The sequence below is a fragment of the Pandoraea sp. NPDC087047 genome (assembly GCF_044745225.1).
Classification (GTDB): domain Bacteria; phylum Pseudomonadota; class Gammaproteobacteria; order Burkholderiales; family Burkholderiaceae; genus Pandoraea.
This window is the reverse complement of sequence record NZ_JBIUZU010000002.1, coordinates 487,873-513,808: the sequence shown is the minus strand read 5'-3', so window position 1 is coordinate 513,808 and position 25,936 is coordinate 487,873. Positions and strand designations below refer to the sequence as shown.

The window sequence follows — 25,936 nt, the reverse complement described above, 5'->3', positions numbered from 1 at the left end:
GGCGTAGGGCCGAAAGGCGCTACGCCCATCGGCGTTTCTGGCACACGTCGCACCCCCGTACGGCGTGTGCCTCCGTCCCTAAGCTGGAATACACACCATGCTGGAACAGCAACTCGTCAACGCGCTCTCCCTCGGGTGCGTGTACGCCTTGTTCGCGCTCGGGTTCACACTCGTGTTCGGCATCCTCGGCGTCATCAATCTCTCGCACGGCGCGGTCTTCATGGTCGGTGCCTATGCGGCGCTGCAAGCCGTCGTGCATCTGCATCTGCCGCTGTGGGCGGCCATCGTGACGGCCGTCGTCGTCTCCGGTCTGCTCGGCTTGCTCATCGACGTGCTGGTGCTCAAACCGTTGCGCAAACGCGGTGCCCCCCACCTGATTCCGATGATCGCCACCATTGGCGTGGGCATTCTGCTCAACAACGGTGTTCAGGGCATCTTCGGTGCGGAGAACCTGCGTTTTCCGTACGACATCGTCTCGCAGGACACCCTCACGGTGGCCGGCGTGCACATGACGGTGCTCGAACTCGCGATCATTTTCATTTCCTTTGCGCTCATGGCCGTGCTCATCACCACGATCAAGAAGACGCAACTGGGCCGCGCACTGCGCGCCATCGCCGAATCGCCGAAGGCTGCGTATCTGCTCGGGATCAACGTCGAAGGTCTGTTCCTTGCCACGTCGTTTGCCGCGGCTGGTCTGGGTGGCATGGCTGGCGTGCTGATCGGTCTGTACTCCAACGCGGTGTTCCCGCTGATGGGGCAGCCGATGCTGCACAAGGGCATTGCGGTGATCATTCTGGGCGGCATGGGCGACATTCGTGGCGCAATGATCGGGGGCTTGTTCCTCGGCTTTGCCGAAGTGTTGTCGGTGGCGTACATCGGCTCGAACATGCGCGACGCCGTGGCGTTCGGCCTTTTGTTCCTGATCCTGCTGGTGCGTCCGCAGGGGTTGTTCGGCAAAGTGCTCGAACGCAAAGCGTAATCACGGGGGCGCAATGGACTGGTTCAATAATTTCTGGGCGGTATACAGCAATCTGGTGCTGACTCTTGGCACTAACGCGCTGCTCGCCCTGTCGATTTATCTCACGCTCTCGTGCGGCATGCTGGCCATGGCCAATGCTGCGTTCATGGGCATTGGTGCGTACTCCGCCGCGTTGCTCACGATGAACTACGACGCGCCATTCGCGGTGTCGCTCGCGGGCGGCATGGCCGCGCCGGCGCTGGTCGCGTTCATCATCGGCAAGCCGACGCTGCGTCTGTCGGGGGTGTATCTGGCGATGGCTACGCTCGGCTTCGGTGAAGTTGTGCGCGTGCTTATCCTCAACACCGAAGACCTGACGGGCGGTGCGCTCGGCCTGAACGGCATTCCGCAGCTCACGCAGTGGTGGCACGTCGCGGCTGCGGTCGTGATCTCGCTCGCCGTGCTGTGGCGTCTGCGCCGCTCCAAGGTGGGACGTGCGTTCGAAGCCATCAAGGAAGACGAAACGGCGGCGGGCCTCATGGGTATCAACGTCACCGGTTACAAGATGCTGGCGTTCGTGCTGGGCGCTGTGCTGGCCGGTCTCGCCGGGGCGCTCAACGCGCATCTGACGTTCTTCATCGGACCGAACGAATTCGGCTTCGACCGCGGTGTCGAGATTCTGACGATGGCGATTCTCGGCGGTATCAACGGTCTGGTGGGCCCGGTGCTCGGCAGCACGATTCTGACGCTTCTGCCGGAGTTGCTGCGCGCGTTCAACGATTTCCGTCTTGTGGTCAACGGCCTGATTCTGGTGCTGATCGTGCTGTTCCTGCCCAAGGGCATCTGGGATCCGATGCGTTTTCGCCGTTGGTTCCGTGCCGGCAAGACGCGTTCGGCCTCTTCCACGTAAGCGGACGGGGGACACGACATGCTCAAGCTTTCCAATATTTCCAAGCGATTCGGCGGCCTTCATGTTCTGCAGGACGTGAACATCGAAGTGCCGCAGGGCACCATCTTCGGCCTGATCGGCCCGAACGGTGCGGGTAAGACGACCGTCTTCAATCTGATCACCGGCTTGTTGCAGCCCACGGGCGGCAACATCACGTTTAACGGCGAGAGTCTGGTCGGCGAAAAGCCGCACCGGATCACGCAGCGCGGCGTTGCCCGTACGTTCCAGAACATTCGCATCTTCAAGGAGATGACACTGATCGAGAACGTCGTGGTAGGCATGCACCGCCATCTCTCGTATGGTCCGGCAGGGCTGTTGCTCTCGCTGCCGGGGTTCCGGGACATGGAGAAGCGCTCGCGAGAACGTGCTCACGAACTGCTGTCGTGGGTCAAGCTCGACCACAAGGCATACGACATTGCCGACAACCTCTCGTATGGCGATCAGCGCAAGCTCGAACTGGCGCGCGCGTTGGCGACCGAGCCCAAGCTGCTGCTGCTCGACGAGCCGGTCGCGGGCATGAACACGGGCGAGAAGGTCGATCTGATGAGTGAGATCGAGAACATCAAGGCGCGCGGTTACACGATCTTCATGATCGAGCACGACATGCGTTTCGTGATGGGCTTGTGCGAGCGGATTGCCGTGCTGAACTTCGGCCGCATCATTGCCGAAGGCAATCCGGACGAGATCAAGCACAACCCGCAGGTCATCGAAGCCTACCTGGGGCGCGATGACGACGACGATGTGGCTGCTTTGGCGGCTGGTGCGGAGGACAAGGCATGAGCGTGCTGCTCGAAGTGAAGGGCCTGAAAGTGGCCTATGGGCATATCGAGGCCGTGAAGGGCGTCGATTTTACGTTGCGCGAGCACGAAATCACCTCGCTCGTGGGGGCCAACGGTGCGGGCAAGTCGACGACGCTGCTCGCGTTGTCCGGTCTCGTCAAGAAGCAGGCGGGCACCATTGTTTTCGAAGGCGAGGACATCGGTGGTCTGGCACCCAACAAGATCGTGCAGCGCGGGTTGGTGCAAGTGGCCGAAGGCCGCGCCACACTGACGACCATGTCCGTGCGTGAGAATCTCGAACTGGGGGCCTACACGCGACGTGACAAGCAGAACGTGAAGCCTGACCTGGACAAGGTGCTGGAACGCTTCCCTCGACTGGCCGAGCGTATCGACCAGATGGCGGGCAATCTGTCCGGTGGCGAGCAGCAGATGCTGGCAATTGGCCGGGCGCTGATGGCGCGTCCGCGACTGTTGCTGCTGGACGAGCCGTCGATGGGTCTCGCGCCGATCATCGTGCAAGGCATTTTCAGCACGTTGAAAGAGATCAATGCGGACGGCCTGACCATCTTCCTGGTGGAGCAGAATGTACGTCAGGCGCTGAAGATCGCGCAGCATGGCTACGTGTTGGAAACGGGCAAGGTTGTGCTCGAGGACACCGGCCGCAATTTGCTGGGTAATCCGCGCGTGCTGGAGGCGTATCTGGGCGGCTGATGTTGCGTGGCTGACGGGGCTTGCCGTACGCGGCATATCCGTCTGTATGAAAACGAAGCGCGTCGATGGGTCCTGAGGGGCTGATCGGCGCGTTTTGTTTTTTACGCGCAATCCTGCGATCGTCCTGGCGCTAACTCGGTACGTGCGACAACTGACGAATGAATCGCGGCGCGGGAATTCTGGGTAGAACCCGGGATGTCATCAAGAAACTTCCGAAATTCAGCCAGAATATCGACCGTCACGTTTCAGACGCCTCAAGCCGAGCGTGCATCCAGCCGCTCCGCCCGTTGGCATCTAGTGAGAATTGGTGCATGCTTCCCGAATCGCCGGCCCACACAGAGACCTGGTCGTACAGTGCTGGCATGTGTCATCCCATACACCGCCACAACACCGACCCGCGAGGGACTTAAGGAACCTTCATGGATGGTTTTCTGATGGAACACGCGTCGCGAGGGCAGCGGGCATTTGCCGGTTGTCTGGCGATCGTTATCGTTGCCGCCTTGATATTGGCGGCACCTCAGGCCACGACCGTGCTTCCTGCGGTGGCCCCATTCCTGCCCATGTGCGGGCTGACGGTTTTTACGACCGCGACGATTGCGTCGTATCTGCTTTGCGCACAGTTTCAGGTGAGTCGTCTGCCCGTGTTCGGGCTGTTGGCCGGCGCCTATGCCTTTACGGCGTTGACCGTCGCGATGCAACTGCTGACATTCCCGGGACTTTTCGCGCCCAAGGGGTTATTTGGCGCGTACCCTACGACGTCCGGCTGGATCTGGGTCTTCTGGCACGCCGGGTTCCCCACGCTCGTCCTGATCGCCATGATCTCGCGACGGCTGTTCACTCCCCAATCCGTCGCTAAATTGCCCCCAGTGGGGCAAGCGATGTCGCTCTACGTCGGTCTCCCGCTGATAGTGGGCATATTGCTGTGTCTGACGGCGTTGGCGGTACCGCTCCCCCCCGCCTTATGGCCTGCCACCGCGCCGGGCGACTTCTCTGCCAGCGGCATCGGTATCGTGCTGCTCGTGCTGAATCTCGTCGCACTGGGGGCCGTGCTGGGGATCGGCCGTTTGAGAACCGTGCTCGACTTGTGGGTAGCGCTGGCCGTCCTGGCCTGCGTGACGGATACGACGCTCAGCCTGATGAGTACCGTCCGATTTTCGTTGGGTTGGTATCTTGCACGCTTTTTCAGCATGTCCGCGCCAGGGCTTCTCGTCTGCGTACTCGTATGGGAAGTCACGCGGTTGTATCGCGAACTCACACGCGCCCATCTACGTTTGATCGAATACAGCAACCGCGATGCGCTCACCGGCATCTACAACCGACGCTACTTCAACGACCGTTTCCCGAGAGACTTCGAGCAGGCGCGCCGGTCTGGCCATCCGCTATCGCTGTTGATGGTCGACGTCGACCACTTCAAACGCTACAACGACGAATACGGTCATCCGGTCGGTGACGCATGCCTTGAGCAGGTGGCGCTCGCCCTCATGCGCGCGACGCATCGTCCGACCGATCTCGTGGCGCGCTACGGCGGCGAGGAGTTCGTCATCGTTTTGCCCGAAACGGATGAGAAAGGGGCGCAGTTTGTGGCTACGCGCGTAACGGAGAGCGTTCGGGCGCTGGGGAAACCTGGCCCGGGTCCGCAAGGTTTCGTCACCGTCAGTGTCGGGTGCGCAACGCACGTGCCGCAGCAAGGGGATATCCGCGACACACAGGAGCGTCTGATCGCGTTGGCGGATGAGGCGCTGTACGCTGCCAAGCGACTTGGCCGCGATCGTGTACAGGTATCGAAGGGTATGCCGCCGGCATCTGGCGGGGAAGGTGGGGTGGGTGGCGCGGCAACGCATGTGCCGCGCACGAACCTGAGCGCCTGAGTTTGTACCCAGACACCTAAGTGAGCGGAATCAGACCCGCTCGTAAGTCACGAACGAATAATCGAAATCGTTCGGGGCAGGCGAGTGATGTGTCTCGCGTGCCGTCTCCCGCCATTGCGCGGCGGGGAGATCGGGGAAATGCGCGTCGCCCTCGAAGGCCTTGGCGATTTCCGTCACGATCACCTTGTCCGCGCTGGCCAGCGACTCCGCATACAGTTGCGCGCCGCCAATCAGGCAGATCTCTTCCACGCCGACGCAAAGCCGCATCGCATCGATGAGCGAGCCGGCCACGTCACAACCTTCGATCTTCAGATCCGGATTGCGCGACACCACGATATTGCGGCGTCCCGGCAGCGGACGGCCAATCGAGTCGTACGTCTTGCGTCCCATCACGACAGGCTTGCCGAGCGTCGTACGCTTGAAGTGCGCGAGGTCTTCCGGCAAACGCCACGGCAATTGATTGTCGCGCCCGATCACGCCGTTTTCGGCGCGGGCGACCACCAAAGTCAGAATCGTCATACGGCCACCGGTGCCTTGATGTGCGGATGCGCTTCGTACCCGGTGATATGGAAGTCCTCGAACCGATAGTCGAAGATCGACTCGGGCTTGCGCGAGATCTCGAGCTTCGGCAACGCGAACGGCTTGCGCCCAAGCTGCGTGCCCACCTGTTCGAGGTGATTGCTGTACAGATGGCAGTCGCCGCCTGTCCAGATGAAGTCGCCTTCCTTCAGGCCCGTCTGCTGCGCCACCATGTGCGTGAGCAGTGCGTAGCTTGCGATGTTGAACGGCACGCCGAGGAAGATATCGGCACTGCGCTGGTAAAGCTGGCACGACAGCTTGCCGTCCGCTACGTAGAACTGGAAGAACGCATGGCACGGCGGCAACGCCATACGCGGGATCTCGCTCACGTTCCAAGCGGAGACGATCAGACGACGCGAATCGGGCGTCGAGCGAATCTGGTCCACAAGCTGCGTAATCTGGTCGATATGGCCGCCGTCGGGCGTCGGCCATGAGCGCCACTGTGCCCCGTAGACCGGGCCGAGCTCGCCGTCGGCATCGGCCCATTCGTTCCAAATGGACACGCCGTTTTCCTGCAGATAGCGCACATTGGTGCTGCCTTGCAGGAACCACAGGAGCTCGTGCACGATGGACTTGATGTGCACTTTTTTCGTGGTGATGAGCGGGAACCCGTCTTGCAGGTTGAAGCGCATCTGGTAGCCGAACACCGAGCGCGTGCCTGTGCCCGTGCGGTCGGTCTTGTCTGTGCCATGTTCAAGTACATGGCGCATGAAGTCGAGGTACTGTTTCATAGGCCCATCCGTTTTGGCGGATTTTACCAGCCTCTGAGTATCGGTGCGCTGTCGATGCGTCAGGTGGGGGCGGCAGTCGCCGTGAATGCCACCGGATGCTGCACCGACAACCGCACCCCGACACGGTCACCGGCTTCATGGGCCAGTTCGCCGTCCACCCGGGCAATCACCTCCAGGCCAGATGTCAGACGCAGCGTATAGAGCTGGTCGGCCCCGCGGAATGCACGCCTGACGAGCGTCGCTTCGAACGGGCTCGCCGGGTCGTGAGCAATGTCGTCCGCCCGCAGTAGCACGTCGACGCTCACGGGATAGGTATCCGTGGCGGCGCTTCGAAGCAATTTGTCGGCTTGCGCCGCAGTCACGGGGATTTCTCCGATTTCGAGGGAGATGCCCCCGCCATTGGCATTGCCCCGGAAGATGCCGGGAATCAACGTACCGCGACCGATGAAGTCCGCCACCACGCGGTTGGCGGGCGTGCGCCACAACTCGCGTGCGGGGGACCACTGTGCAATCGCGCCCGCATGCATCACGCCAATGCGGTCCGCCATCGCGAACGCCTCGTGTTGGTCGTGGGTGACGAGAATCGCCGTCGCACCGCTGGCGCGAATGATCTCGCGCACTTCTACGGCCAACCGTTCGCGCAGATCCAGATCGAGGTTCGAGAAAGGTTCGTCGAGCAACAGTAGCGCTGGGGACGGGGCCAGCGCCCGGGCGAGGGCCACACGTTGCTGCTGCCCGCCCGACAGTTCGTGCGGATACTTGCGTAATACGCCGGCCAGCCCGACGCGCTCGGCGAGCATCTCTACGCGAGCCTGACGTTCACTCCGCGAAAAACGCCCAAGGCCGAAGCCGATGTTCTGCGCCACGTTCAGATGCGGGAACAGCGCGTAATCCTGAAACACCACGCCGACATGACGGCGCTCCGGTGGCTCGCTTGACTGCGCGTTGGCGACTTCGTGACCATCGAGCACGATGCGGCCGCCCGCGAGCGGCTCGAAGCCGCATACGGCGCGAAGTACTGTCGTCTTGCCGCAACCGGACGGACCAAGCAAGCAGCCGATTTCACCGCGCGCGAGTGAGAGCGAAAGATCGCGTACGGCCGTGTGGACGTGACCTGCGGCGTCGTAATTCACGGAGATGTGGTCCAGCAGCAGATAGGGCAGAGGCATCGGCGTTGGGATGGCGTGTGTCGGCGCAAGAGAAACGATCTTTGCGAGGCGGCCGGGCACTTTCTGCGGCCGGCCGCGTCAGAGACGCAATTGCGAATGCGTATAATTTACAACGCTTTAGACCGGATAATGCCTTCTGGTTCCATAGTGCAAGACAAGAAGTGAGGTTTCGAGCGCACGACCCATGAGGCCGCCGCCAATGATGTTTGTGCCGGCTTGCGCGCGTTTTCTCCGTCTGTTCGTTTCCCATTGATCACCCATTTACCCGCTCCCCTCACGACTTGCCGATGTCATCGACGACCCAGTCACGCGCCGCCGCCGATTCTGTCTCTACCGATTTTCCGTCCGGGGCGATGGAGGGGCTGGTGAACCCCGTGGTTTCGCCCCTTGCGCCGACAGCGGCAGGTCCATCCCTTGGTCATTCGGTCGTTCTTCGGCGTCGTAGACGCAGTGTGCGTCTCTCAGGGGCGTGGGGTTGGCGGCTTGTCGCATGGCTTCCCGCAATGATCGTATTGGTTCCGATGCTCGGGATGGTGGCAGCACTGGGGACGGGGGATGCCGACACGCGCGCTGTGCTGACACACATGCTCGGTACGGTGCTGCCCGAGTACGCGCTCAATTCGCTACGCATTTCGCTCGCAGTGAGCGCGGGGGTGCTGGTGATGGGCGTGGCAAGTGCATGGCTGGTCGTTCACTACGCATTCCCCGGCCGCCGCATATTTGAGTGGGCGTTGATCCTACCCTTGGCAATGCCCGCCTACGTCACGGCCTACGCCTACACCGACTTTCTGCAATTCGCCGGGCCAGTGCAAAGCGCGTTGCGCACGATGCTCGCCGTTGACCGTGTGACGTGGTTTCCGGAAATTCGCTCGTGGTACGGCGCAGCATGGGTCTTCGCGGGGGCGTTCTATCCCTACGTATACCTGTTGGCTCGTACGGCGTTCCTCGAGCACAGCCAGCGTTTCTTCGAAGCCGCACGCACGTTGGGGTGTACGCCGTTGCAAGCGTTTGTGCGGGTGGCATTGCCGCTTGCGCGTCCGGCGCTGGTGGCGGGCGTCGCGCTCGTTCTCATGGAGACGCTGGCCGACTACGGCGCCGTAGCGTACTTCGGCGTGCCGACATTCACGACCGGCATCTACCGCGCGTGGCTGTCGATGGGAGACCGCCTCGCGGCAGCCCAACTGTCTGCCTGTCTGCTGCTTGCGGTGCTTGTCCTGCTGATGGCAGAAGCGCGCAGCCGGACACGATTGCGTTACTACGGCGCACCGGGGCGCGCGCCCACGACATCGCGCCGGACCCGACTGCAAGGCGTACGCGGTGCGCTCGCCACGCTCGGCTGTGCGCTGCCGCTCGTGATCGGTTTTGCGCTCCCTGCGGTGATCATGCTGCGGCTGGCGGTCTCCGAGCTGGATCAGGTGCCGTGGCCGCGCTATGGGGAATGGGTCTACAACACCGTGCGTCTCGCGGCGATGGCGGCGCTCGTCGCGAGTGTGTTCGCCATCGTGCTCGGCTATGCGCAGCGGCTCGCACCGGGACGATTCACGCGCGTCGCGGTGCGTCTGGTCGGTGTTGGCTACGCGATCCCCGGTGCGGTCATTGCGCTGGGCATTCTCACGCCGGTGCTGCATCTCGACACCTGGCTGGGCAATGTCACCGGGGCAGACGGTCTGGTGCTCGCGGGCACCGGGGGCGTGCTGATCTACGCCTACCTCGTACGATTCCTCCCGGCGGCACTGCAAAGCGTGGACGCCGGATTTGCGCGCATCGCCCCGAATCTCGACGCCAGCGCCCGCAGCCTGGGCGTTGGGGGCTGGTCGATGTTGCGCCGTGTGCACCTGCCGCTGCTGCGTGGCAGCGTGTTGACGGCTGCGTTGCTGGTGTTCGTCGACGTCATGAAGGAACTGCCCGCGACCCTCGCGCTGCGGCCGTTCAATATGGATACGTTGGCCGTCGTCACCAATCATCTGGCGGCCGACGAACGGCTCGCCGAGGCCGCCGTCCCTGCGTTGACGTTGGTGCTCGTCGGCCTGCTGCCGGTGCTGGTGCTGGCTCGCGCGATTGCCCGCCGTCCCTGATCTGCGGATGGTCTGACGTCACGGGGCGCCACCGTTTCCCGACGCCTATCTGTGACGTCAGGGGCTCTCGTTCCCACCGTGCCTGATGTACCTCATACGCAAGGTCGGCGTGCCTGGTCGCCCGGTCAATGGCAGTCAACCGCCGGTTTTGTTATTTCTAGAAACGTTTCCCGGTTGCCTCCTCGATAGCGCCGCACTATAGTCAAATCAAACCCGGCAACCAGCCGGGAAGATTGAGCGTCAACAAAATGATTGCGATCGTCATTTGCAAATGTTGGCTGTTCATGGCCTTGGCGTCGGCACCACCGCCCGAGGCACCGGTCAATACGGCAGACGGCGGCTGGAACGCCGTGTTGCTGACGGGAGCGGTGCGCTAGGCGGTTGTCCTGGGAGGGACCGGCGCGAGGACATCACACCGAACGCAAGACGTCCGATGGGAACGTGCAACCTGTTGGCACGATGTCCGTTTTGTGCCATCCGGCGCTTCACGCGTTTCTCCCCTGAGTCGTGTCTCCCCGGTTTGCGAAGCATTCACGACGATTTGCAACGTTTCGCATCGGTTCGCGAACGTTGATCACCGTTTCAGTGTTGTTTTCCTGTGTCGCCAGGGGCGGTGCCCGGTGGCGTTTTTGCCACACTCGCCGCAAAATCGCTGTCAATGCAGTGCCTTTCGGGAGACAGGCATGGCGCTATGGCGGATCGATCTTGTCTCGTTGCGACTGTTCGTCGCCGTCTGTGAAGAGAACAGCATTGCCCGCGCAGCCGAGCGTGAATTCATCGCGCCCTCGGCGGTGAGCAAGCGGATCAACGACCTCGAATCTCTGGTCGGCTCTGCACTTCTGCAACGCCACAAGTGGGGCGTGCGGACTACGCCGGCGGGCGAAGCGCTGCTGCATCACGCGCGCAACGTACTACGCAGTCTGGAGAAGATGCAGGGCGACCTGTCCGAGTACACGAGTGGTGTGCGTGGCCACATTCGCATCTTCGCCAACGTTTCCTCCATCGTCGAGACATTGCCCGACGAACTCGGTGCCTTCCTGCGTCGCCATGAAGGGGTGAAAGTCGACCTTGAGGAGCACACCAGCGCTCAGGTCGTGCGCGGTGTGGCAGACGGTGCCACGGACATCGGCATTTGCTGGGATGCCGTCGATACCCGCGATGTCGAAGTCTTTCCCTATCGCCACGACCAGATCGTGACCGTGCTGCATCGCGACCATCCGCTGGCCTGCGCAGCGCAGCTCGCGTTCATCGAAACCTTGGACTTCGATCAGATTGGCGTCCACCCGGACAGCGCCATGTATACCGTATTCCGGCGCCTCGCCACCGAACACGGCAAAACGGTCAAGTTCCGTATCCATGTCTCGACGTTCGAAGCGGTGTGCCGCATGGTGCGGGCTCAGCTCGGACTGGCCATCGCGCCCCGCGAGGCCGTCGGCATCTATTCGCAAGTCACGGACGGTGAGGCCCTACGCCTCGTGCCGCTCACCGATCCGTGGGCGGAGCGCCGGTTGATTGTCTGCGTACGCCGTTACGACGCATTGCCGGTCGCGTCGCGCATGCTGGTCGATCATTTGTGCGCACGTAACGTAGCGGAGGGGAACAAATAACGGGCACGAAGGATACGAATGGCATTGACCGCATGGACCGTACCGTCTTGATCGCATATGACACAAACATCGCGAACGGCGATGTCTGGCATGCCGAAACACCTCTTGCCGCAGAGAAAGGTGCAGCGGATGCTCTGGGAGCCGAGTGCGATCCCGGCCAACGAACTGGAGTGCACCCGTATGTTGCAACTTGCGGGAGGAGACACGTGATGACATATGCCGAAGCACGCCGCGTGCGCGAAGCCGTGGGACGCCTGATTCTCGTCTTTACGCTGATGGCGTTGGGTCTCGTGGCGTTGGGCCTGAGCGCCGCGGCCTCTGCCGCGCCGGCACAGCCTCTCGAAAAACCGCAGATCACCATCGCCGTTGGCGGAAAGCCCGGCCTCTATTACCTGCCGCTGACCATCGCCGAACAACTCGGCTACTTCAAGGACGAAGGCCTCGACGTCACCATCGACGACTTTGCCGGTGGCTCGAAAGCCCTGCAGGCGGTCGTTGGCGGCAGTGCCGATGTGGGCACCGGCGCTTTCGAGCACACATTGCTCATGCAGACCAAAGGGCTGACCTATCAGTCGTTCGTTGTGCTGGGTGCGGCGCCGCAACTGGTCTTGGGCGTGGTCAAGGCCAAGGCGGCCGAAGTGAAGTCGGTCAAAGATCTGAAGGGCATGCGCGTTGGCGTGAGCGCGCCGGGATCGAGTACGCACATGCTGGTGAGCGTGGCGCTCACGAAAGCCGGACTCAAGCCGACCGATGTATCGATCGTCGGCGTCGGGAGCAACGCGACGGTGGTGGCTGCCGCTCGTGGCGGACAGGTCGACGCCGTTTCCAACGTGGATCCGATGATGACGTTGTTGCAGGAGTCGGGCGACGTGAAGGTGCTGATCGATACGCGTACGCAGGCAGGGACCCGCGCAATGTTCGGAGGTCCGATGCCTGCGGCAGTGATGTACGCACCACAGAGCTTCATCCAGAAGAACCCGCGAACGGTGCAGGCCTTGGCCAACGCCATCGTGCGTGCGGACAAGTGGCTGCAACATGCCTCTGCCGCGCAACTGCTCCAGACGGTGCCCGAAGCATATCTGCTCGGTGACAAGTCGCTCTATCTGAAGGCCTTCGCCAATTGTCGCGAGGCGTTTTCTCCAGACGGCATGATGCCTGCCGACGGCCCGGCCACGGCACTGAGGGCGCTCGCGTCGTTCACACCCGAGATCAAGCCGTCGCAGATCCGGTTGGGTGATACCTGGACCAACGCGTTCGCCACGCAGGCGAATCGCCGGTATCCGTAAGCTACGCCTACCGAACGCGCGTTTGGACGTCATGACTTCACTTTCTCCTCGTTGCCGCACATCGCTGCGGCACGTCACTTGCGATCGAAACGGGTGAGTCCATGCGGGGCCATTCGAGGAGCGATCTCATGCAAGCCACCGTGCAACTGACCGGGCGTGTGTTGTGGTTGAGCGACCGGACCGAGGTGATGAGCCGGCAACTGGCCGGCGAGGTATTGACGCGGGCCGAGGCCGGTGCACTGCGCGATCAGATTTCCACCGACGAGATCGCGCCCGCACGGGCGTGTCTGGCATTTGACGAATCGCTGGGCGACTACGTCTACGTCGGTCTGCGATGCAGTGAGGACTCGGCCGGCCCGGCGGGGTGCTTTCCAGTCACGCCGAAGGCGGTGCGCGAGGGGGGCTTTGCGTTGTCGGTCGCAGGGCTGCGCCGTGGTAAGGGCTCCTCGAGCGACGCGAGTCCGTTTGCCGAATGGTGTGCAGGTATCCGCATCGTGATCGCCGAGAGTTTCGAGCGTAGCTACGCACAGAACTGCCAGAACCTCGGGTTGCGGATGTCGACCGATCTCACGCTCGTGGAGCGTTTGCAGAACGGCGACGAGATCCCCATCGACGCGTTTCTCGAAGACTGCGATTCGCTGGGCGAAGCCATCGTACGTAGCGGTGGGCTGTTCGGTTATACGCAACGAAGATTGTCCGGAGAGATCGTACCGCCGCAGCCTGCGCATGCGCCGGGGGCGATGACCTACGGCGAGAAGATCATTGCGCGCGCGTTGCACGTGCCTCGCGTACGTGTCGGCGATGCCGTTTTCGTGCCAGTCAACTGGCGTTTCTCCCACGAGTATGTGACGCCGATGGCGGTGAGTTTCCTGCGCCACGCGTTTGGCGACGCCGTGCCGGCGTTACATGATCCGGTGTCGCTGCTGTGCTTCGAGGATCATCTGACCCATCTTGATGCGGTCTCTGCCGACGGCAGCCGCCCGCCGCTGTTGATGGATGCGGCGCGACGGCTGGGCGCGGTCCAGCGCGAGTTCTGTGCGCGGCACGATCTGCGTCTGCATGGGCGTGCTGCGGGCGGCGGATCGGAAGGAATCTGCCATGCCTTGATGCTTGAGCGCTACGCGTTGCCCGGTCAGGCCATCGTCGGCACCGACTCGCACACCCCCCATTGCGGCGCGGTCGGCGCCTTCGCGTTCGGGGTAGGGGCGACGGAGATGGCGAATGCCTGGCTCACCGGGGATGCGCGACTTGCGGTGCCCGGTACCTGTCTGGTGCACTTGCGCGCGCGCTTGCCGGCTGGCGTCGGCGCGAAGGATCTTGCTTTGCATCTGCTGCATCTGCCCTATATCCGCGACGGACGGGCCCTCGGCCAGATCATCGAGTTTTCCGGCGAGGCGGTGGCGCATCTGTCGACTGACGAACGCGCCACGCTCACCAACATGGTCGCGGAGATCGGCGGCCTGACGGGTTTGATCGTGCCCGACAACGAAACCGTCCGGTATCTGCGTGAGCGGCGTGGCATCGATTTCACGCTGGCGCCATGGATGACGAGTGATCCGCAGGCTTCGTATGCGCACGTCATCGAGATCGATTGCACGCAAGTTGGGGCGATGGTGGCGAGTCCCGGTGACCCGGGCAACGGCGTGGCGCTGGCTGATCTGCCGGCGGCGGTGTCCATCGACATTGCGTACGGCGGGTCGTGCACAGGCAGCAAGCGCGATGACCTGCGCGCGTGTCACGACGTGCTTGCATGGGGTTTGTCGCAGGGGCATCGCGTGGCCGACGGCGTGCGCTTCTATCTGCAATACGGCAGCGAAGACGTGCGGGCATGGTGCGAAGCGCAAGGCTACGCGGACGTCTTCAAGGCGGCCGGCGTCACCGTGCTTTCGCCGGGCTGCGGCGCGTGTGTCAACGCAGGTCCCGGTGTCTCGAAGGCTTCGGCAGACGTGGTCATCAGCGCCCAGAACAGGAATTTCCCCGGGCGCTCCGGACCCGGACAAATGTGGCTGGGCAGTCCGGCCACCGTGGCGGCGAGTGCCTTGGCGGGGTACATCGTCGGCTTCGATCAATTACGACGCGACGGATTCGTTTCCCCCATCGTGATCACGCCGGACCGGCGGTGTGACGCGGCGTCGCGAGCGGGTTCGGGAGGTTAGTCGATGCAGGACGTAGCCGGTGCGGCGCCGACGCCGTTGCAAGGCATTCGAGTCGTGGAGTTTTCCCACATGGTCATGGGGCCGATGTGCGGCATGGTGCTCGGCGACCTCGGTGCGGATGTCATCAAAGTCGAGCCTGTCGGTGGCGACGCTACGCGGCGTCTGTTGGGCGCAGGCGCGGGCTTTTTCCGCGCGTTCAACCGCAACAAGCGCAGTCTTGCCGTGGACGTCACTCGCCCGGAGGGACGCGAGCTGATTCTGCGTCTCGTGAGCACGGCAGACGTGCTCACGGAGAATTTCAAGCCTGGCCGCATGCGCCAGATCGGGCTGGACTATGCAACGTTATCGCGATTGAATCCGGCGCTCGTCTACGTCTCGCTCAAGGGTTTCTTGCCGGGGCCATATGCCGAGCGCACCGCGCTCGATGAGGTTGTGCAGATGATGGCCGGACTTGCGTACATGACAGGGCCACCCGGACAGCCGTTGCGAGCGGGCACGTCGGTCAACGACATCATGGGAGGCGTGTTCGGCGCGCTCGGCGCGATGGCGGCGCTCTATGAACGCAAGACGACCGGACGCGGGCAGGAAGTGCAGGGTGCGCTCTTCGAGAATTGCGTACTGCTGGCTGCGCAACATATGCAGCAGTACGCAATGACCGGTGTGGCGCCCGACCCCATGCCCGCGCGCGTGTCGGCGTGGGGGATCTACGATGTGTTCACGGCCCGCGACGGCGTGCAGATCTTTCTGGCCGTCGTGAGCGACACGCAATGGCGAATTTTCTGCGACGTGTTCGGTCGTCACGATCTGGCGGAAGATCCGAGGCTCGCGACGAACAACGATCGGGTGCTCGCCCGCGACTGGCTGCTGCCGTTGCTGCGCGAAATGATGCTGGGCTTCGATGCGAGTTATCTGGCGGCGGCTTTCGAGCGTCATGGTTTGCCGTTCGCGCCGATCGTCACGACGGAAGCGCTGTTCGACGACCCGCATCTGCTCGCCAGCGGCGGATTGGGGGATTTGACGACGGACGACGGTGAGCATACGCAAGTGCCGCTGCTGCCGATCGCCATGGGCGGGCAACGATTGCCCGCACGACGTGCGTTACCGGTGACGGGCGAACATACGAATGAAATCCTGCGGAATCTGGGGTATCTCGATAGCCAGATTGCGCGTCTGCTGAGCGAGGGCGTGGTGGCGGGGCCGACGGGCGAACCGATGCCGGACGAAGCCTCCGGCGCGGGCGACGCTACCGGTCCCGTCTTGTGGAAGGACAGCGCCCATCGGGGTTGATCGGGGTGAATTAGGCGTAATCCGAAGGAAGTCGGCGTGTTGTCTGGTTGCGGGCAGATGGCTCGGCGCGGTACGGTGTGGACATTCGCCGCCACTCCAAGTCCGCCATGACCGAATCGCCCGACGTTGCCAAAGCATGTGAATCGTCTGCGTCCCCCCAATTGTCCGATGCCCCGGATGCCCCGGATGCCCCGCTGTCCGGCGTGACAGTTCTGGACCTCACCCGTCTGCTGCCTGGCCCGCTAGCGGGGTTGCGGCTCGCAGAAATGGGGGCGCACGTCATCAAGATCGAAGATACGGGAGCGGGCGACTACGCCCGCGAGATGATGCTGGCCGAGGGCGAGTCACCGCCGAGCGGCTTCTGGCGGCTGCTCAATCGCGGCAAAACACTGGTGCGGCTCGACCTCAAGCGAGAGGCCGACCGTGCCGAGTTTCTCAAGCACGTCGCATATGCCGACGTGTTGCTCGAAGGGTTTCGTCCCGGTGTGATGGCGCGCCTGGGTTTCGATTACGAGACGCTGGCACGTGTGAGGCCGTCGCTGGTGATGGCATCGATTTCGGGGTACGGCCAGGGAGGACCGATGGCGCAGGCCGCGGGTCACGACATCAACTACATCGGTTACGCGGGCGTGCTCGATCAGTTGTGCGACGCGGGCGATACGCCCATCGTGCCGAACTTCCAGATTGGGGATCTGTACGGCGGTGCACAGGCGGCGGTGCAAGCCGTGCTGGCGGCACTCGTTGCAGCACAACGCACCGGACGCGGGCGTTGGCTGGACATCTCGATGACCCACGAGGTGTTCCGCTCGAACATCGTTCCCGCGGTGGCGTTGCACCGTCAGAGGCATGTCTCGCGGGCGGGCAAGGATCTGCTCAACGGCGGTGTGCCGTGCTATCAGGTCTACCGCACGCTCGACGGGCGCTACATGGCGGTGGGCGCGCTTGAACTCAAGTTCTGGGAATCGCTGTGCGATGTGCTGGGACGCAGCGATTGGAAGCCCCGGCACTGGTCGCTGGGTCAAGCGATAGGCGGCGAGGACGCACTCGCGTTGCAGGCGGAACTGGCGGCGATGTTTGCGAGCGCGTCGCAGGCTGAGTGGACGTCGCGTTTCGCCGAGGCCGATTGCTGCGTCACGCCAGTGCTGCGGTTGGAGGAGGCCATCTCGCATCCGCTGTTCGCGAAGACTCGCGAGGCGCTGCTGCCCTGATGCCGATGCATGAGGGCATTGGGGGGGGGCTCGGCGTGATGGCGCGTTACCGAATGTCACAATTTTTCGCGCTGGGGGGACGCGAAGTGCGGGTGTCGATCGCGTAGAGTCGTTGCTTACCGATCACGACATACCCATGACCCGACGGCTTGCCTCGCCCCGACGCCCCAACTTGTTCGCCCACGTCGCGCGGCGACGGCTGGCGCTTGGCGCTCTCATCAGCGCAACGACAGCGGCGGCGATGTGCACCGGATGCGTGTCGTATCAGGCTGCGCCGGTAGCGCACGGCCAGGTTCGCTCGACGTCGATGACGACTGCCGATCTTGCGCAGACGGACATCAATCGCATGGCGACGCTGGGCATGCGCGCGAATCTGGAAAGCTTGTATCTGCTGGCCGACAAGCTCTACAAGCGCAACCCGCGCGAATGGCGCAAGGGCGGTGCGGCGACGCAGGCTGAAGCGATGGCGCAGTTGCGCGCCGCCATCGAAGGCCGTCGCACGCTGGCGGAGTTGAAAGACCTGCGCGATGTCCGGGCATTGTCGTTATCGCTCGATCCGGCATTCGGCGGGGACCGGGTGGCGGCGTTCGTCTTCAGTCTTTCAGACACCATCATCACGGCGCATGGCGGCACGACCGTGTTCTATCTGAGCGACGGGCTGGACGCGCAGCGCATCTACAACGCAGCGCGCAACGTGGAGATCGCGGCGTGGTTGCTGGCGAGCCGTCGAGACACGGCGGGCAAGCCGTTGTTGCTGGCCAACGAAATGGCTGACGTGCGCAACGTGAGTTTCGAGCGAGAGTTCGGCAAGATCATCGGCCGCCTCGATCTCCTTGCGGAGATGCTCGATGAGAAGTACCGGCGGGCCGGCATCGGCTACGTTCAGAATCTGCTGGGTGCGCAGTTTCTCCAGTTCCTGCCGGTGCGATGACGTCGACAATGTCGATGACGCCCATGGAGTGACGGATAGGACGCGAAAAGCGCTTGAATGCTGTATATTTGCACAGTGTTTTCGCTGCCTATCATGACATCCTCCCTGCGCAAGATCATTCATTGCGATGCCGACTGCTTTTACGCTTCCGTCGAGATGCGTGATGATCCGTCGTTGCGCGACATTCCGCTGGCGGTCGGCGGTCAGCCCGATCAGCGGGGCGTGGTTGCCACGTGCAACTACGAGGCGCGGGCCTTCGGCGTGCGCTCGGCCATGCCGTCGGCGCAGGCGCTCAAGCTCTGTCCCGAGTTGCGCATCATTGCGCCGTCGATGCATCGGTATCAGGAGGCGTCGAAACGAATCATGGCGATCTATCGCGATTACACGGACCTGGTCGAACCGTTGTCGCTCGACGAGGCATATCTGGACGTCACCGACAGCGAACATTGCGGCGGCTCTGCCACGCTGATCGCTCGCGAGATTCGTGCTCGTATTGCGGCTGAAGTCGGGCTGACCGTATCAGCCGGTGTCGCGCCCAACAAGTTCATTGCCAAGATCGCGAGTGACTGGCGCAAGCCCGATGGCATGTTCGTCGTGAAGCCAGAACAAGTGGACGCGTTCGTCGCCGTCTTGCCGGTCGAGCGTTTGTTCGGAGTCGGTAAGGTGACGGCGGAGAAACTACGCTCGCTCGGTGTCGATTCCTGTGGCGACCTGCGCAGTCATTCGCTGACCGACCTGACCGAGCGTTTCGGGGTATTCGGGCAGCGTCTGTTCGAGCGCTGCCGCGGCATCGATACGCGTGAGGTCAGCCCGGATCGCGAGCGGAAATCCATCAGCGTCGAGACGACGTATACGCGCGATCTGCGAACCCTGGCGGAGTGCGAGACGGCGCTTGCGCCATTGCTCCAGCAGTTGTCGGAGCGGATCGGGCGGGCGCGTCGCAGCGAGCCGCTGGCGATTGCCAAGGTGTTCGTCAAGATTCGCTTTGCCGATTTTTCGCGGACTACGGCCGAGGCCGGTGCGCTGGGCGTTGATCCCGCGCAATGCCGCGAGTTGCTGGCGGAGGCGGTGGGGCGCAAGCGTCGTCCGGTTCGCCTGATGGGTGTTGGCGTTCGCCTGCTCGAAGCGCAGGCCACGCGGCAGTTGCGATTGTTCGACGACTGGGATGACGGCGCACAGCTCACGCCGCCCGCGCCGGGCGATAATGCCTCGTCACGGACATAGATCGCGCAGGCGAATGAGGTGAGGCATGGCAGAGATCGTCGAAGTCACATTGCGGCTCACAGCGGCGTTGCTTCTCGGCGGACTGGTCGGGCTCAACCGGAATTTGCACCATAAGTCCGTCGGCTTGCGAACGCTGGCCATCGTGTCGTTCGGTTCGGCGCTGTTTGTGCTCGCCGTCGTGCCGTTTCCGGGAACGACGCTGCCCTATGACGGCTCGTCGGTGAGCCGGGTGATACAGGGTATCGTGGCCGGGATCGGTTTTCTTGGCGCGGGTTGCATCATTCGGCCGAGTCAGGGCTCATCGGTGCACGGCTTCACGACCGCGGCGGCGCTCTGGAGTACGACGGGTATCGGCATCATTTGCGGACTCGGCCGCTGGCATATCGCGCTCGTGGCGATGGTGCTGCTGATTATTGTGCTGGCGCTCGGCGGACGCCTCGAGGTGCTCGCGCACCGCTGGTTGGGGCACGACGAGCGGGCAAAGGACTCGTCTGACGAGGACGCGTCGGCGCGGCATGGACGCGACGGCAAGTGACATTCACGCTGGGTTTGCAGAAGACGCACATCGCAGCCTCCTCGCCCTGAACGACTTGGGGAAAATTTCTGCGGATACCGAAGAAAAATGCCCGCCGAAGCGGGCAAATGACGTTGTCGCAGTACCCCCAAAAGGACGTAAGAGGGCGATTTCATTTTGGTCACCGGCCCGATTTTCGCCAATCGGGGCTTGCCCGATTAGGGAAAGCACGTTCGGGAGACTACGTAACCGAAACGCGACGCAACGTGAAGTTCACACCTGTCTTCATTGAAGCGCGCGCAACTCTGTCGCTCTTGCTCGCGCGACACGCAGACCGTCCGCCTGAAGGGAGAGGGTGGCGGCGTCGGCTTGTTGGGCGGCGTCCGATGGTGAGGTGTACGTCACGATGGCTGCCTGACGCTCGCGCCGGAACCGGTCGGTGATCGGGGCGCATTCGACGGCAGCTTCATCGGCCAATCGGACCGGGTCGGGCACAAGATTGACGTAGCGCCCGACGTGACCGTAAAGGCAAGTGCGATATTGGTCGGCCGCAGCATCGGCGGCGGCCAGATGGCGCTCGCGCAAGGTGGCGGCGTCAGGGGCTGCCGGATGCGCGGCGCTCGGGGTGTTGTGAGGTTGGGACGGCGTGGCGCAACCGGTGATGAGCAAAGCGGCTGCAACGCTACACAGGACCGGCACGACAAGCTGGGTGCGGGCCAAAATCGGAAACTTCCGAATCATGAGGTAATCGAGGCCGATGGCGTAAAGTCCACGATCTCGCTATGGTAAGGGATTTGGCGAGTCCGTCCCGGATTCCGTCGACGTCACCCCCTGACTTAACCCGATTTAACCCGATCATGGCACGAATCTGTCGCGCCAATCAGACATGAGCGAATTCCACAAAGGGCTGGTATGGATGCGGCGCGATCTGCGCTGCTCGGACAACGCGACGCTGGCTCAGGCGCTTGCGGCGTGCGGCGAGGTGTATGTCGTGTTTGTCTTCGATACGACGATCCTGACCGGGCTGCCGCGCGACGACCGCCGGGTCGCGTTCATTCACGACAGCGTGAGTGAGTTGGCGCAGACGCTGGCGAATGCCGGCGGTGCGCTGATCTTGCGGCATGGCGATCCGGTCGAGGAAATTCCGGTGTTGGCGAAGTCGCTTGGCGTGCAGGCCGTGTTCGCCGGGCGTGATTACGAACCTGTCGCAGTGGCCCGCGACCGCTCGGTGGCGAGATCGCTCGACGATTCGGACATCGCGTTCGAGGCGGTCAAGGACCAGGTGATCTTCGACACCAATGAGATCCTCACCGCGCAGAGCGAGCCGTACAGCGTCTTCACGCCATATTCGCGTGCGTGGCTCAAGCAGGTGCGGCCGGTCGATCTTGCACCGCGTGGCCGCAAATCGGATCTGCAACGTCTCGCGAAGCCGCCGCAGGGGGCAGACAAGGTGCCGTCGTTGGCGTCGTTGGGTTTTGACGTGGCGGAATCACGCCGGATGGCGATCCCGGCGGGCGAGTCCGGTGCCCGGCAGTTGCTGGACGATTTCCTGCCGCGCATGGCGCATTACCACGAACGACGCGACTATCCCGGCGTGCGCGGGCCGAGCTATCTGTCGGTGCACCTGCGCTTCGGCACGATTTCGATCCGTACGCTGGCCCGCGAGGCGCATGCCGCCATGCTGCTCGGCGGTGACGCCGGTAACGGCGCGAAAACCTGGTTGGGCGAGCTCATCTGGCGCGAGTTCTATTTCATGATCCTGCATCACCACCCGGAGGTGGTGGGCAACGCATTCAAGCCTGCGTACGACGCCATCGAGTGGGCTTCCGGTCAAGCTGCCGAGGCGAATTTCCAGGCATGGTGCGACGGACGCACGGGTTATCCGCTGGTCGATGCCGCAATGCGTCAGATCAACCAGACCGGCTATATGCACAATCGGCTGCGCATGGTGACGGCCAGCTTTCTGGTCAAGGACCTCGGCATCGATTGGCGGCGCGGCGAAGCGTATTTTGCCCGTCAGCTCAACGACTTCGATCTGGCAGCGAACAACGGGGGATGGCAATGGGCGGCCTCCACCGGATGCGACGCCCAGCCGTATTTCCGGATCTTCAATCCTGTCACGCAATCGGAGAAGTTCGACCCGCAGGGGCGCTTCATCCGGAAGTACGTGCCTGAGTTGGCCGATCTGCCCGATAGGGCGCTACACGCGCCGTGGCGGGCTGACGCCCAAACGCTGACCGACGCCAACGTCAGGCTGGGACAGGATTATCCGCAACCGCTGGTCGCCCATGACGTCGCTCGCAAGGAAACGCTCGCGCGTTATGCGGTCGTGAAAACGCCTGCCGTATCCGCTAAGGCCGACGGCGAGGCTGATGGCGCCTGACCGTTCGGGTTTTCCCGCGCGGTGCCGATGGGCGCGATCGGTGTATACCCCGGTCAACTTTTTCGGCGTCCGGCCGTTGATACGGATATGGCACGCAAGAGGCCTGGGCTTCGGTATCGGTTCGCAGCGTCGGGGGGCGTTAGTGGGCGTCAGGGAGGAAGCAGTACAACAACAGCAGATGTGCTCAAAGTGCTCTGGAATGAGCAAGGGCAGGCCAAAACCACACCGAGAAGCGGGAGAAAATCCTTGCCGCGTAGACGGCAGCTTCGCACCACGGGGTTCGCGTTGAGCGAGTGCCCGGAACGTGAACGTTCCGGGCATTTTTTTATCCGACGCCCGGTGCGTCCATGTCAGTGGGCTTCTTTGCGCCGGCGTCGCGTCACTAACGCGCCCGTTCCACCCATTCCCAGCCCATTCAGCACCCATCGCGTGCCTGTTTCACGGCCATCCCGCCCCTAGACCGGATCGGTCCGCCGCCGCCACGTCGCCACACCCAGCACCATCCATACCGCCAGATTGAACGGCAACGTGAAGTACGGCCATCCCGACGGACCCAGCACGCCACCCAGTGCGACGCAGATCATTGCTGCAAGTACCGCGCCCAAAAAACGGGTGTCAGGGCGGTGTCCGAAAACCCCAAGGCCCAGCGCCGCAAGAAACGCATTGACGCCGATGCCGCCCGCCTGCGCGGCCATCGACGGCCAGAGCGTGGAGAATGCAGCGAGCCCCGTCCAAACGACGCCGGCCATCGTCAGCGCCCACAAGGTCGCGCGGGCGTTCCACAGTGCCAGCACGTACCAGGTCAACAGCCCCAGCACCAACGGCGCCACGAAGACAACCTGTCCCACGGCACAAAAGATGAAGCCCGGCGTGCCCGCGTCGCAGGCAAGCGACCCGGCGCGCGGGGTCAGCGCGAGCCACGGCTGCACCGCCCAGGACAGGGCCATGGCGGCCACGAAAGGCCCGGTCAATGCCGGGATCTTGTAACGCATGAGGGCGGCGGTGGAGACGACGGTAAAGCCGACGCAAACAGGCAGCCACGCGGCAAAGACAGCATCGGGCTGCCACAACGCACCGAACGCAATGCCTGTCAGCGCCCCGTTGTAGCCGAAGAGGCCGGTGCGGCGCTGGTCGCGTGGCAGCCGCAGCAGGACGGCGAAGCACGACGCGGCACCGCTCGCCGCCAGTCCGATCATCGCCGCCGGCCAATCAGCGAGGGCGAGCACCGCCAGTAACAATGCCCCGATGCCGGCCGACGGGATGAAATAGATCTGCGCAAAGTTGGCCATCAGTCCGCGCAGCTCCCCGATCAACCAGTGGCGTTGTCCGAGTGTAGGCGGCGAGGCCAGCGATGCGGGTGACGACGCTGACATGGGAGACGAGCGGGACAGGGACATAGCGCAAACAGACGTGGCGAAGCGCTCACGAGCCCGCAAGCCATAGATAGGTTTGGCGCTGGCAACAACGGAGCGAGGGGTGATGAGCGATGGGCGCGAGCTTACGCCCAACCGGTGGCCCCGGGCACGCCGGGGCGTTATATCCGGTATTTGGGTTTGGATTGGGGGCGGAATCGGGTTCGGGTTCGGGCCAGGTCTGGGGGCGGCGCGCTTCGTCCGTCCAAAAAGCAAAACCCGCGCACGAAGGCGCGGGTTTTGTCCGACGATGGTCGCGGCGCGATGCTTACTTGCCGCCGCCCTTGGCTGGTTTGACTGCCCAACTGTCCTTGAGCGAGACGATGCGATTGAACACGGGTTTGCCCGGTGCCGAATCGTATCGGTCGGCAACGAAGTAACCGTGACGCTCGAACTGCACACGGTCCTCCGGCGCGATGCTCAGCAGTCCCGGTTCGACATAGGCCTGCGTGACACGCTTGGCGTTCGGATTGATGGCGTCGAGGAAGTTCTTGTCGCCGGCGTCCGGATTCGGATCGAGGAAGAGGCGATCGTAGATGCGCACTTGCGCAGCCAGCGCATGCGGCGCGCTCACCCAGTGGATATTGCCCTTGACCTTGTAGTTGTCCGCACCCGGCGTGCCCGAACGGCTGTCCTCGAAGTAGTTGCAGTGCACGGCAGTGACGTTGCCGTCGGCATCCGTATCGAAGCGGGTGCACTCCACAACGTAACCGTAGCGCAGACGCACCTTGTTACCCGGGAACAGACGGAAGAAACCCTTGACCGGCTCGGCCTGGAAGTCTTCGCGTTCGATCCAGAGTTCGCGCGAGATCGGGAACGTGCGCATGCCGCGCTCAGGGAAGTGCGGATGCACCGGGGCCTGGCAGTCTTCCTGCTTGCCCTCCGGATAGTTGTCGATGATGAGCTTTAGCGGGTCGAGCACCGCAGTGGCACGCGGGGCCTTCGGATCGAGGTCGTCGCGCAGGGCCTGCTCGAGAATGCTCATGTCGATCCACGACGCCGACTTGGCCACGCCAATGCGCTCGCAGAACAACTGGAGGCTCTCGGGCGAGAAGCCGCGGCGGCGCAGGCCCACGAGCGTCGGCATGCGCGGGTCGTCCCAGCCGTCGACGTGGTTCTCGTTCACCAACTGACGCAGCTTGCGCTTGCTCGTGATCGCGTAGGTCAGTTGCAGGCGTGCGAATTCGATCTGCTGCGGTGTCGGACGGGAGAACATGCCCGCGTCGGCCAACTCGCCGAGTACCCAGTCGTAGAACGGGCGCTGGTCTTCGAACTCCAGCGTGCACAGGCTGTGCGTGATGTTCTCGATAGCGTCTTCGAGCGGGTGCGCGTAGGTGTACATCGGATAGATGCACCAGGCGTCGCCCGTACGGTGGTGATGGGCGTGACGGATCCGGTAGATGGCCGGATCGCGCAGGTTGATGTTCGGCGAGGCCATGTCGATCTTGGCACGCAGCACGTGCGTGCCGTCGGCAAACTCGCCCGCCCGCATGCGGCGGAACAGATCGAGGTTCTCCTCGACCGTGCGGTTGCGGAACGGCGAATCCTTGCCCGGCTCGACCAGCGTGCCGCGGTTGGTGCGCATGTCGTCGGCGCTTTGGCTGTCGACGTAGGCCTTGCCGCGCTGGATCAGAATCTCGGCGGCCTGATAGAGCTGCTCGAAATAGTCACTAGCGAAATAGAGATGTTCCTTTTGCGGCGTCTGATAGCCGAAGCCGAGCCACTTGACCATCTCGATGATCGAGTCGACGTATTCGGTTTCTTCCTTCTCGGGATTGGTGTCGTCGAAGCGCAGATGGCACACGCCACCGTAGTCGCGCGCCACGCCGAAGTTCACGCAGATTGCCTTGGCGTGACCGATGTGCAGATAGCCGTTCGGCTCCGGGGGGAAGCGCGTTTCAACGCGCTGGCCCCATTTGCCCGAACGATTGTCTTCGTCAATGATGTTGCGGATGAAATTGGATGCCGCGTTCAGCTCTGTGCTCATGCCTGTCCACTATTTGGAGTTTGGCGAATATTCTACCGTACCGCATTGCACCATGGGCGGGCGTCTCATCGAGCGTCCGTGCGGCATCGCGAGGTGGGCGGGGGTGAGGCCTTGTATCTGAG

General features: G+C 63.1%; 22 protein-coding genes. 16 read left to right on the top strand and 6 right to left on the bottom strand.

Going from position 1 to position 25,936, the window contains the following annotated elements; all coding sequences use genetic code 11:
- Positions 1-97 precede the first annotated feature (97 nt).
- The 5 genes from ACIPHM_RS05025 (at position 98) to ACIPHM_RS05005 (ending at position 5,265) form a co-directional block, all read left to right on the top strand.
- Entirely contained in the window at positions 98-979 is an 882-nt protein-coding gene (locus ACIPHM_RS05025; protein WP_400325114.1) for a branched-chain amino acid ABC transporter permease, read from the top strand.
- 13 nt (positions 980-992) lie between these two features.
- Positions 993-1,868 (top strand): branched-chain amino acid ABC transporter permease, encoded by an 876-nt coding sequence (locus tag ACIPHM_RS05020; RefSeq protein ID WP_400325112.1) that lies wholly within the window; start codon positions 993-995, stop codon positions 1,866-1,868.
- Positions 1,869-1,886: 18 nt separating this feature from the next.
- Positions 1,887-2,687 carry an ABC transporter ATP-binding protein gene (locus ACIPHM_RS05015; RefSeq protein WP_400325110.1) on the top strand — a complete coding sequence of 267 codons (801 nt, stop codon included), beginning with the start codon at positions 1,887-1,889 and terminating at the stop codon, positions 2,685-2,687.
- Positions 2,684-3,397 carry an ABC transporter ATP-binding protein gene (locus ACIPHM_RS05010; RefSeq protein WP_400325108.1) on the top strand — a complete coding sequence of 238 codons (714 nt, stop codon included), beginning with the start codon at positions 2,684-2,686 and terminating at the stop codon, positions 3,395-3,397. Before ACIPHM_RS05015 ends, ACIPHM_RS05010 begins: the two co-directional genes overlap by 4 nt.
- Before the next feature lie 419 nt (positions 3,398-3,816).
- Positions 3,817-5,265 (top strand): GGDEF domain-containing protein, encoded by a 1,449-nt coding sequence (locus tag ACIPHM_RS05005; RefSeq protein WP_400325106.1) that lies wholly within the window; start codon positions 3,817-3,819, stop codon positions 5,263-5,265.
- 30 nt (positions 5,266-5,295) lie between these two features.
- Here ACIPHM_RS05005 and ACIPHM_RS05000 read toward each other — a convergent pair whose 3' ends face one another.
- From ACIPHM_RS05000 to ACIPHM_RS04990, 3 genes are read right to left on the bottom strand one after another with little or no spacing between them, the layout of a single operon-like run.
- A complete protein-coding gene (locus tag ACIPHM_RS05000) occupies positions 5,296-5,784 on the bottom strand; it encodes a dihydrofolate reductase (protein WP_400325104.1) in 489 nt (162 codons plus the stop codon).
- Positions 5,781-6,575, bottom strand: a complete 795-nt coding sequence (locus tag ACIPHM_RS04995; protein WP_400325102.1) for a thymidylate synthase — start codon at positions 6,573-6,575, stop codon at positions 5,781-5,783. Before ACIPHM_RS04995 ends, ACIPHM_RS05000 begins: the two co-directional genes overlap by 4 nt.
- 59 nt (positions 6,576-6,634) lie before the next feature.
- On the bottom strand, positions 6,635-7,744 hold the full coding sequence (locus ACIPHM_RS04990) for an ABC transporter ATP-binding protein (RefSeq protein ID WP_400325100.1): 1,110 nt from the start codon (positions 7,742-7,744) through the stop codon (positions 6,635-6,637).
- Positions 7,745-8,247: 503 nt separating this feature from the next.
- Here ACIPHM_RS04990 and ACIPHM_RS04985 point away from each other — a divergent pair.
- The 10 genes from ACIPHM_RS04985 (at position 8,248) to ACIPHM_RS04940 (ending at position 20,053) form a co-directional block, all read left to right on the top strand.
- On the top strand, positions 8,248-9,819 hold the full coding sequence (locus ACIPHM_RS04985) for an ABC transporter permease (protein WP_400325098.1): 1,572 nt from the start codon (positions 8,248-8,250) through the stop codon (positions 9,817-9,819).
- Between the two features lie 248 nt (positions 9,820-10,067).
- A complete protein-coding gene (locus tag ACIPHM_RS04980; protein ID WP_400325096.1) occupies positions 10,068-10,196 on the top strand; it encodes a hypothetical protein in 129 nt (42 codons plus the stop codon).
- Positions 10,197-10,502: 306 nt separating this feature from the next.
- Entirely contained in the window at positions 10,503-11,426 is a 924-nt protein-coding gene (locus ACIPHM_RS04975) for a LysR substrate-binding domain-containing protein (RefSeq protein ID WP_400325094.1), read from the top strand.
- Positions 11,427-11,635: 209 nt separating this feature from the next.
- Entirely contained in the window at positions 11,636-12,712 is a 1,077-nt protein-coding gene (locus ACIPHM_RS04970; RefSeq protein ID WP_400325092.1) for an ABC transporter substrate-binding protein, read from the top strand.
- Between the two features lie 128 nt (positions 12,713-12,840).
- Complete coding sequence (locus ACIPHM_RS04965) at positions 12,841-14,868, top strand: aconitase family protein (RefSeq protein WP_400325091.1); 2,028 nt, start codon at positions 12,841-12,843, stop codon at positions 14,866-14,868.
- A 3-nt stretch (positions 14,869-14,871) separates the two neighbouring features.
- On the top strand, positions 14,872-16,155 hold the full coding sequence (locus ACIPHM_RS04960) for a CaiB/BaiF CoA transferase family protein (protein ID WP_400325089.1): 1,284 nt from the start codon (positions 14,872-14,874) through the stop codon (positions 16,153-16,155).
- Between the two features lie 107 nt (positions 16,156-16,262).
- Positions 16,263-17,363, top strand: a complete 1,101-nt coding sequence (locus ACIPHM_RS04955) for a CaiB/BaiF CoA transferase family protein (protein WP_400325087.1) — start codon at positions 16,263-16,265, stop codon at positions 17,361-17,363.
- A 136-nt stretch (positions 17,364-17,499) separates the two neighbouring features.
- On the top strand, positions 17,500-18,294 hold the full coding sequence (locus ACIPHM_RS04950; protein WP_400325085.1) for a hypothetical protein: 795 nt from the start codon (positions 17,500-17,502) through the stop codon (positions 18,292-18,294).
- Between the two features lie 93 nt (positions 18,295-18,387).
- Positions 18,388-19,518, top strand: coding sequence for a DNA polymerase IV (gene dinB, locus ACIPHM_RS04945; RefSeq protein WP_400325083.1), 1,131 nt, complete (start codon positions 18,388-18,390; stop codon positions 19,516-19,518).
- 25 nt (positions 19,519-19,543) lie between these two features.
- On the top strand, positions 19,544-20,053 hold the full coding sequence (locus ACIPHM_RS04940; protein ID WP_400325081.1) for an MgtC/SapB family protein: 510 nt from the start codon (positions 19,544-19,546) through the stop codon (positions 20,051-20,053).
- 264 nt (positions 20,054-20,317) lie between these two features.
- On the opposite strand, the gene ACIPHM_RS04935 is transcribed toward ACIPHM_RS04940, so the two are convergent.
- Positions 20,318-20,773 (bottom strand): hypothetical protein, encoded by a 456-nt coding sequence (locus tag ACIPHM_RS04935; RefSeq protein WP_400325079.1) that lies wholly within the window; start codon positions 20,771-20,773, stop codon positions 20,318-20,320.
- A 145-nt stretch (positions 20,774-20,918) separates the two neighbouring features.
- Between ACIPHM_RS04935 and ACIPHM_RS04930 the strand changes: the two genes are divergently transcribed.
- Positions 20,919-22,415, top strand: a complete 1,497-nt coding sequence (locus ACIPHM_RS04930; protein ID WP_400325077.1) for a cryptochrome/photolyase family protein — start codon at positions 20,919-20,921, stop codon at positions 22,413-22,415.
- Between the two features lie 455 nt (positions 22,416-22,870).
- On the opposite strand, the gene ACIPHM_RS04925 is transcribed toward ACIPHM_RS04930, so the two are convergent.
- Together ACIPHM_RS04925 and ACIPHM_RS04920 are read right to left on the bottom strand one after the other, a co-directional pair.
- Positions 22,871-23,788, bottom strand: a complete 918-nt coding sequence (locus ACIPHM_RS04925) for an urea transporter (protein WP_400325075.1) — start codon at positions 23,786-23,788, stop codon at positions 22,871-22,873.
- 307 nt (positions 23,789-24,095) lie between these two features.
- On the bottom strand, positions 24,096-25,814 hold the full coding sequence (locus ACIPHM_RS04920; RefSeq protein ID WP_400325073.1) for a glutamine--tRNA ligase/YqeY domain fusion protein: 1,719 nt from the start codon (positions 25,812-25,814) through the stop codon (positions 24,096-24,098).
- Between the last annotated feature and the right edge of the window lie 122 nt (positions 25,815-25,936).

Bases quoted from the DNA above. Each gene is read 5' to 3' on its own strand.
- ACIPHM_RS04995 (WP_400325102.1), bottom strand. From the start codon at position 6,575: ATGAAACAGTACCTCGACTTCATGCGCCATGTACTTGAACATGGCACA.
- dinB (WP_400325083.1), top strand. From the start codon at position 18,388: ATGACATCCTCCCTGCGCAAGATCATTCATTGCGATGCCGACTGCTTT.
- ACIPHM_RS04940 (WP_400325081.1), top strand. From the start codon at position 19,544: ATGGCAGAGATCGTCGAAGTCACATTGCGGCTCACAGCGGCGTTGCTT.
- ACIPHM_RS04930 (WP_400325077.1), top strand. From the start codon at position 20,919: ATGAGCGAATTCCACAAAGGGCTGGTATGGATGCGGCGCGATCTGCGC.
- ACIPHM_RS04950 (WP_400325085.1), top strand. From the start codon at position 17,500: ATGACCCGACGGCTTGCCTCGCCCCGACGCCCCAACTTGTTCGCCCAC.
- ACIPHM_RS04955 (WP_400325087.1), top strand. From the start codon at position 16,263: ATGACCGAATCGCCCGACGTTGCCAAAGCATGTGAATCGTCTGCGTCC.
- ACIPHM_RS04965 (WP_400325091.1), top strand. From the start codon at position 12,841: ATGCAAGCCACCGTGCAACTGACCGGGCGTGTGTTGTGGTTGAGCGAC.
- ACIPHM_RS04980 (WP_400325096.1), top strand. From the start codon at position 10,068: ATGATTGCGATCGTCATTTGCAAATGTTGGCTGTTCATGGCCTTGGCG.
- ACIPHM_RS05010 (WP_400325108.1), top strand. From the start codon at position 2,684: ATGAGCGTGCTGCTCGAAGTGAAGGGCCTGAAAGTGGCCTATGGGCAT.
- ACIPHM_RS04935 (WP_400325079.1), bottom strand. From the start codon at position 20,773: ATGATTCGGAAGTTTCCGATTTTGGCCCGCACCCAGCTTGTCGTGCCG.
- ACIPHM_RS05015 (WP_400325110.1), top strand. From the start codon at position 1,887: ATGCTCAAGCTTTCCAATATTTCCAAGCGATTCGGCGGCCTTCATGTT.
- ACIPHM_RS04970 (WP_400325092.1), top strand. From the start codon at position 11,636: ATGACATATGCCGAAGCACGCCGCGTGCGCGAAGCCGTGGGACGCCTG.
- ACIPHM_RS05000 (WP_400325104.1), bottom strand. From the start codon at position 5,784: ATGACGATTCTGACTTTGGTGGTCGCCCGCGCCGAAAACGGCGTGATC.
- ACIPHM_RS04990 (WP_400325100.1), bottom strand. From the start codon at position 7,744: ATGCCTCTGCCCTATCTGCTGCTGGACCACATCTCCGTGAATTACGAC.
- ACIPHM_RS04920 (WP_400325073.1), bottom strand. From the start codon at position 25,814: ATGAGCACAGAGCTGAACGCGGCATCCAATTTCATCCGCAACATCATT.
- ACIPHM_RS04975 (WP_400325094.1), top strand. From the start codon at position 10,503: ATGGCGCTATGGCGGATCGATCTTGTCTCGTTGCGACTGTTCGTCGCC.
- ACIPHM_RS04985 (WP_400325098.1), top strand. From the start codon at position 8,248: ATGATCGTATTGGTTCCGATGCTCGGGATGGTGGCAGCACTGGGGACG.
- ACIPHM_RS04960 (WP_400325089.1), top strand. From the start codon at position 14,872: ATGCAGGACGTAGCCGGTGCGGCGCCGACGCCGTTGCAAGGCATTCGA.
- ACIPHM_RS04925 (WP_400325075.1), bottom strand. From the start codon at position 23,788: ATGTCAGCGTCGTCACCCGCATCGCTGGCCTCGCCGCCTACACTCGGA.
- ACIPHM_RS05025 (WP_400325114.1), top strand. From the start codon at position 98: ATGCTGGAACAGCAACTCGTCAACGCGCTCTCCCTCGGGTGCGTGTAC.
- ACIPHM_RS05020 (WP_400325112.1), top strand. From the start codon at position 993: ATGGACTGGTTCAATAATTTCTGGGCGGTATACAGCAATCTGGTGCTG.
- ACIPHM_RS05005 (WP_400325106.1), top strand. From the start codon at position 3,817: ATGGATGGTTTTCTGATGGAACACGCGTCGCGAGGGCAGCGGGCATTT.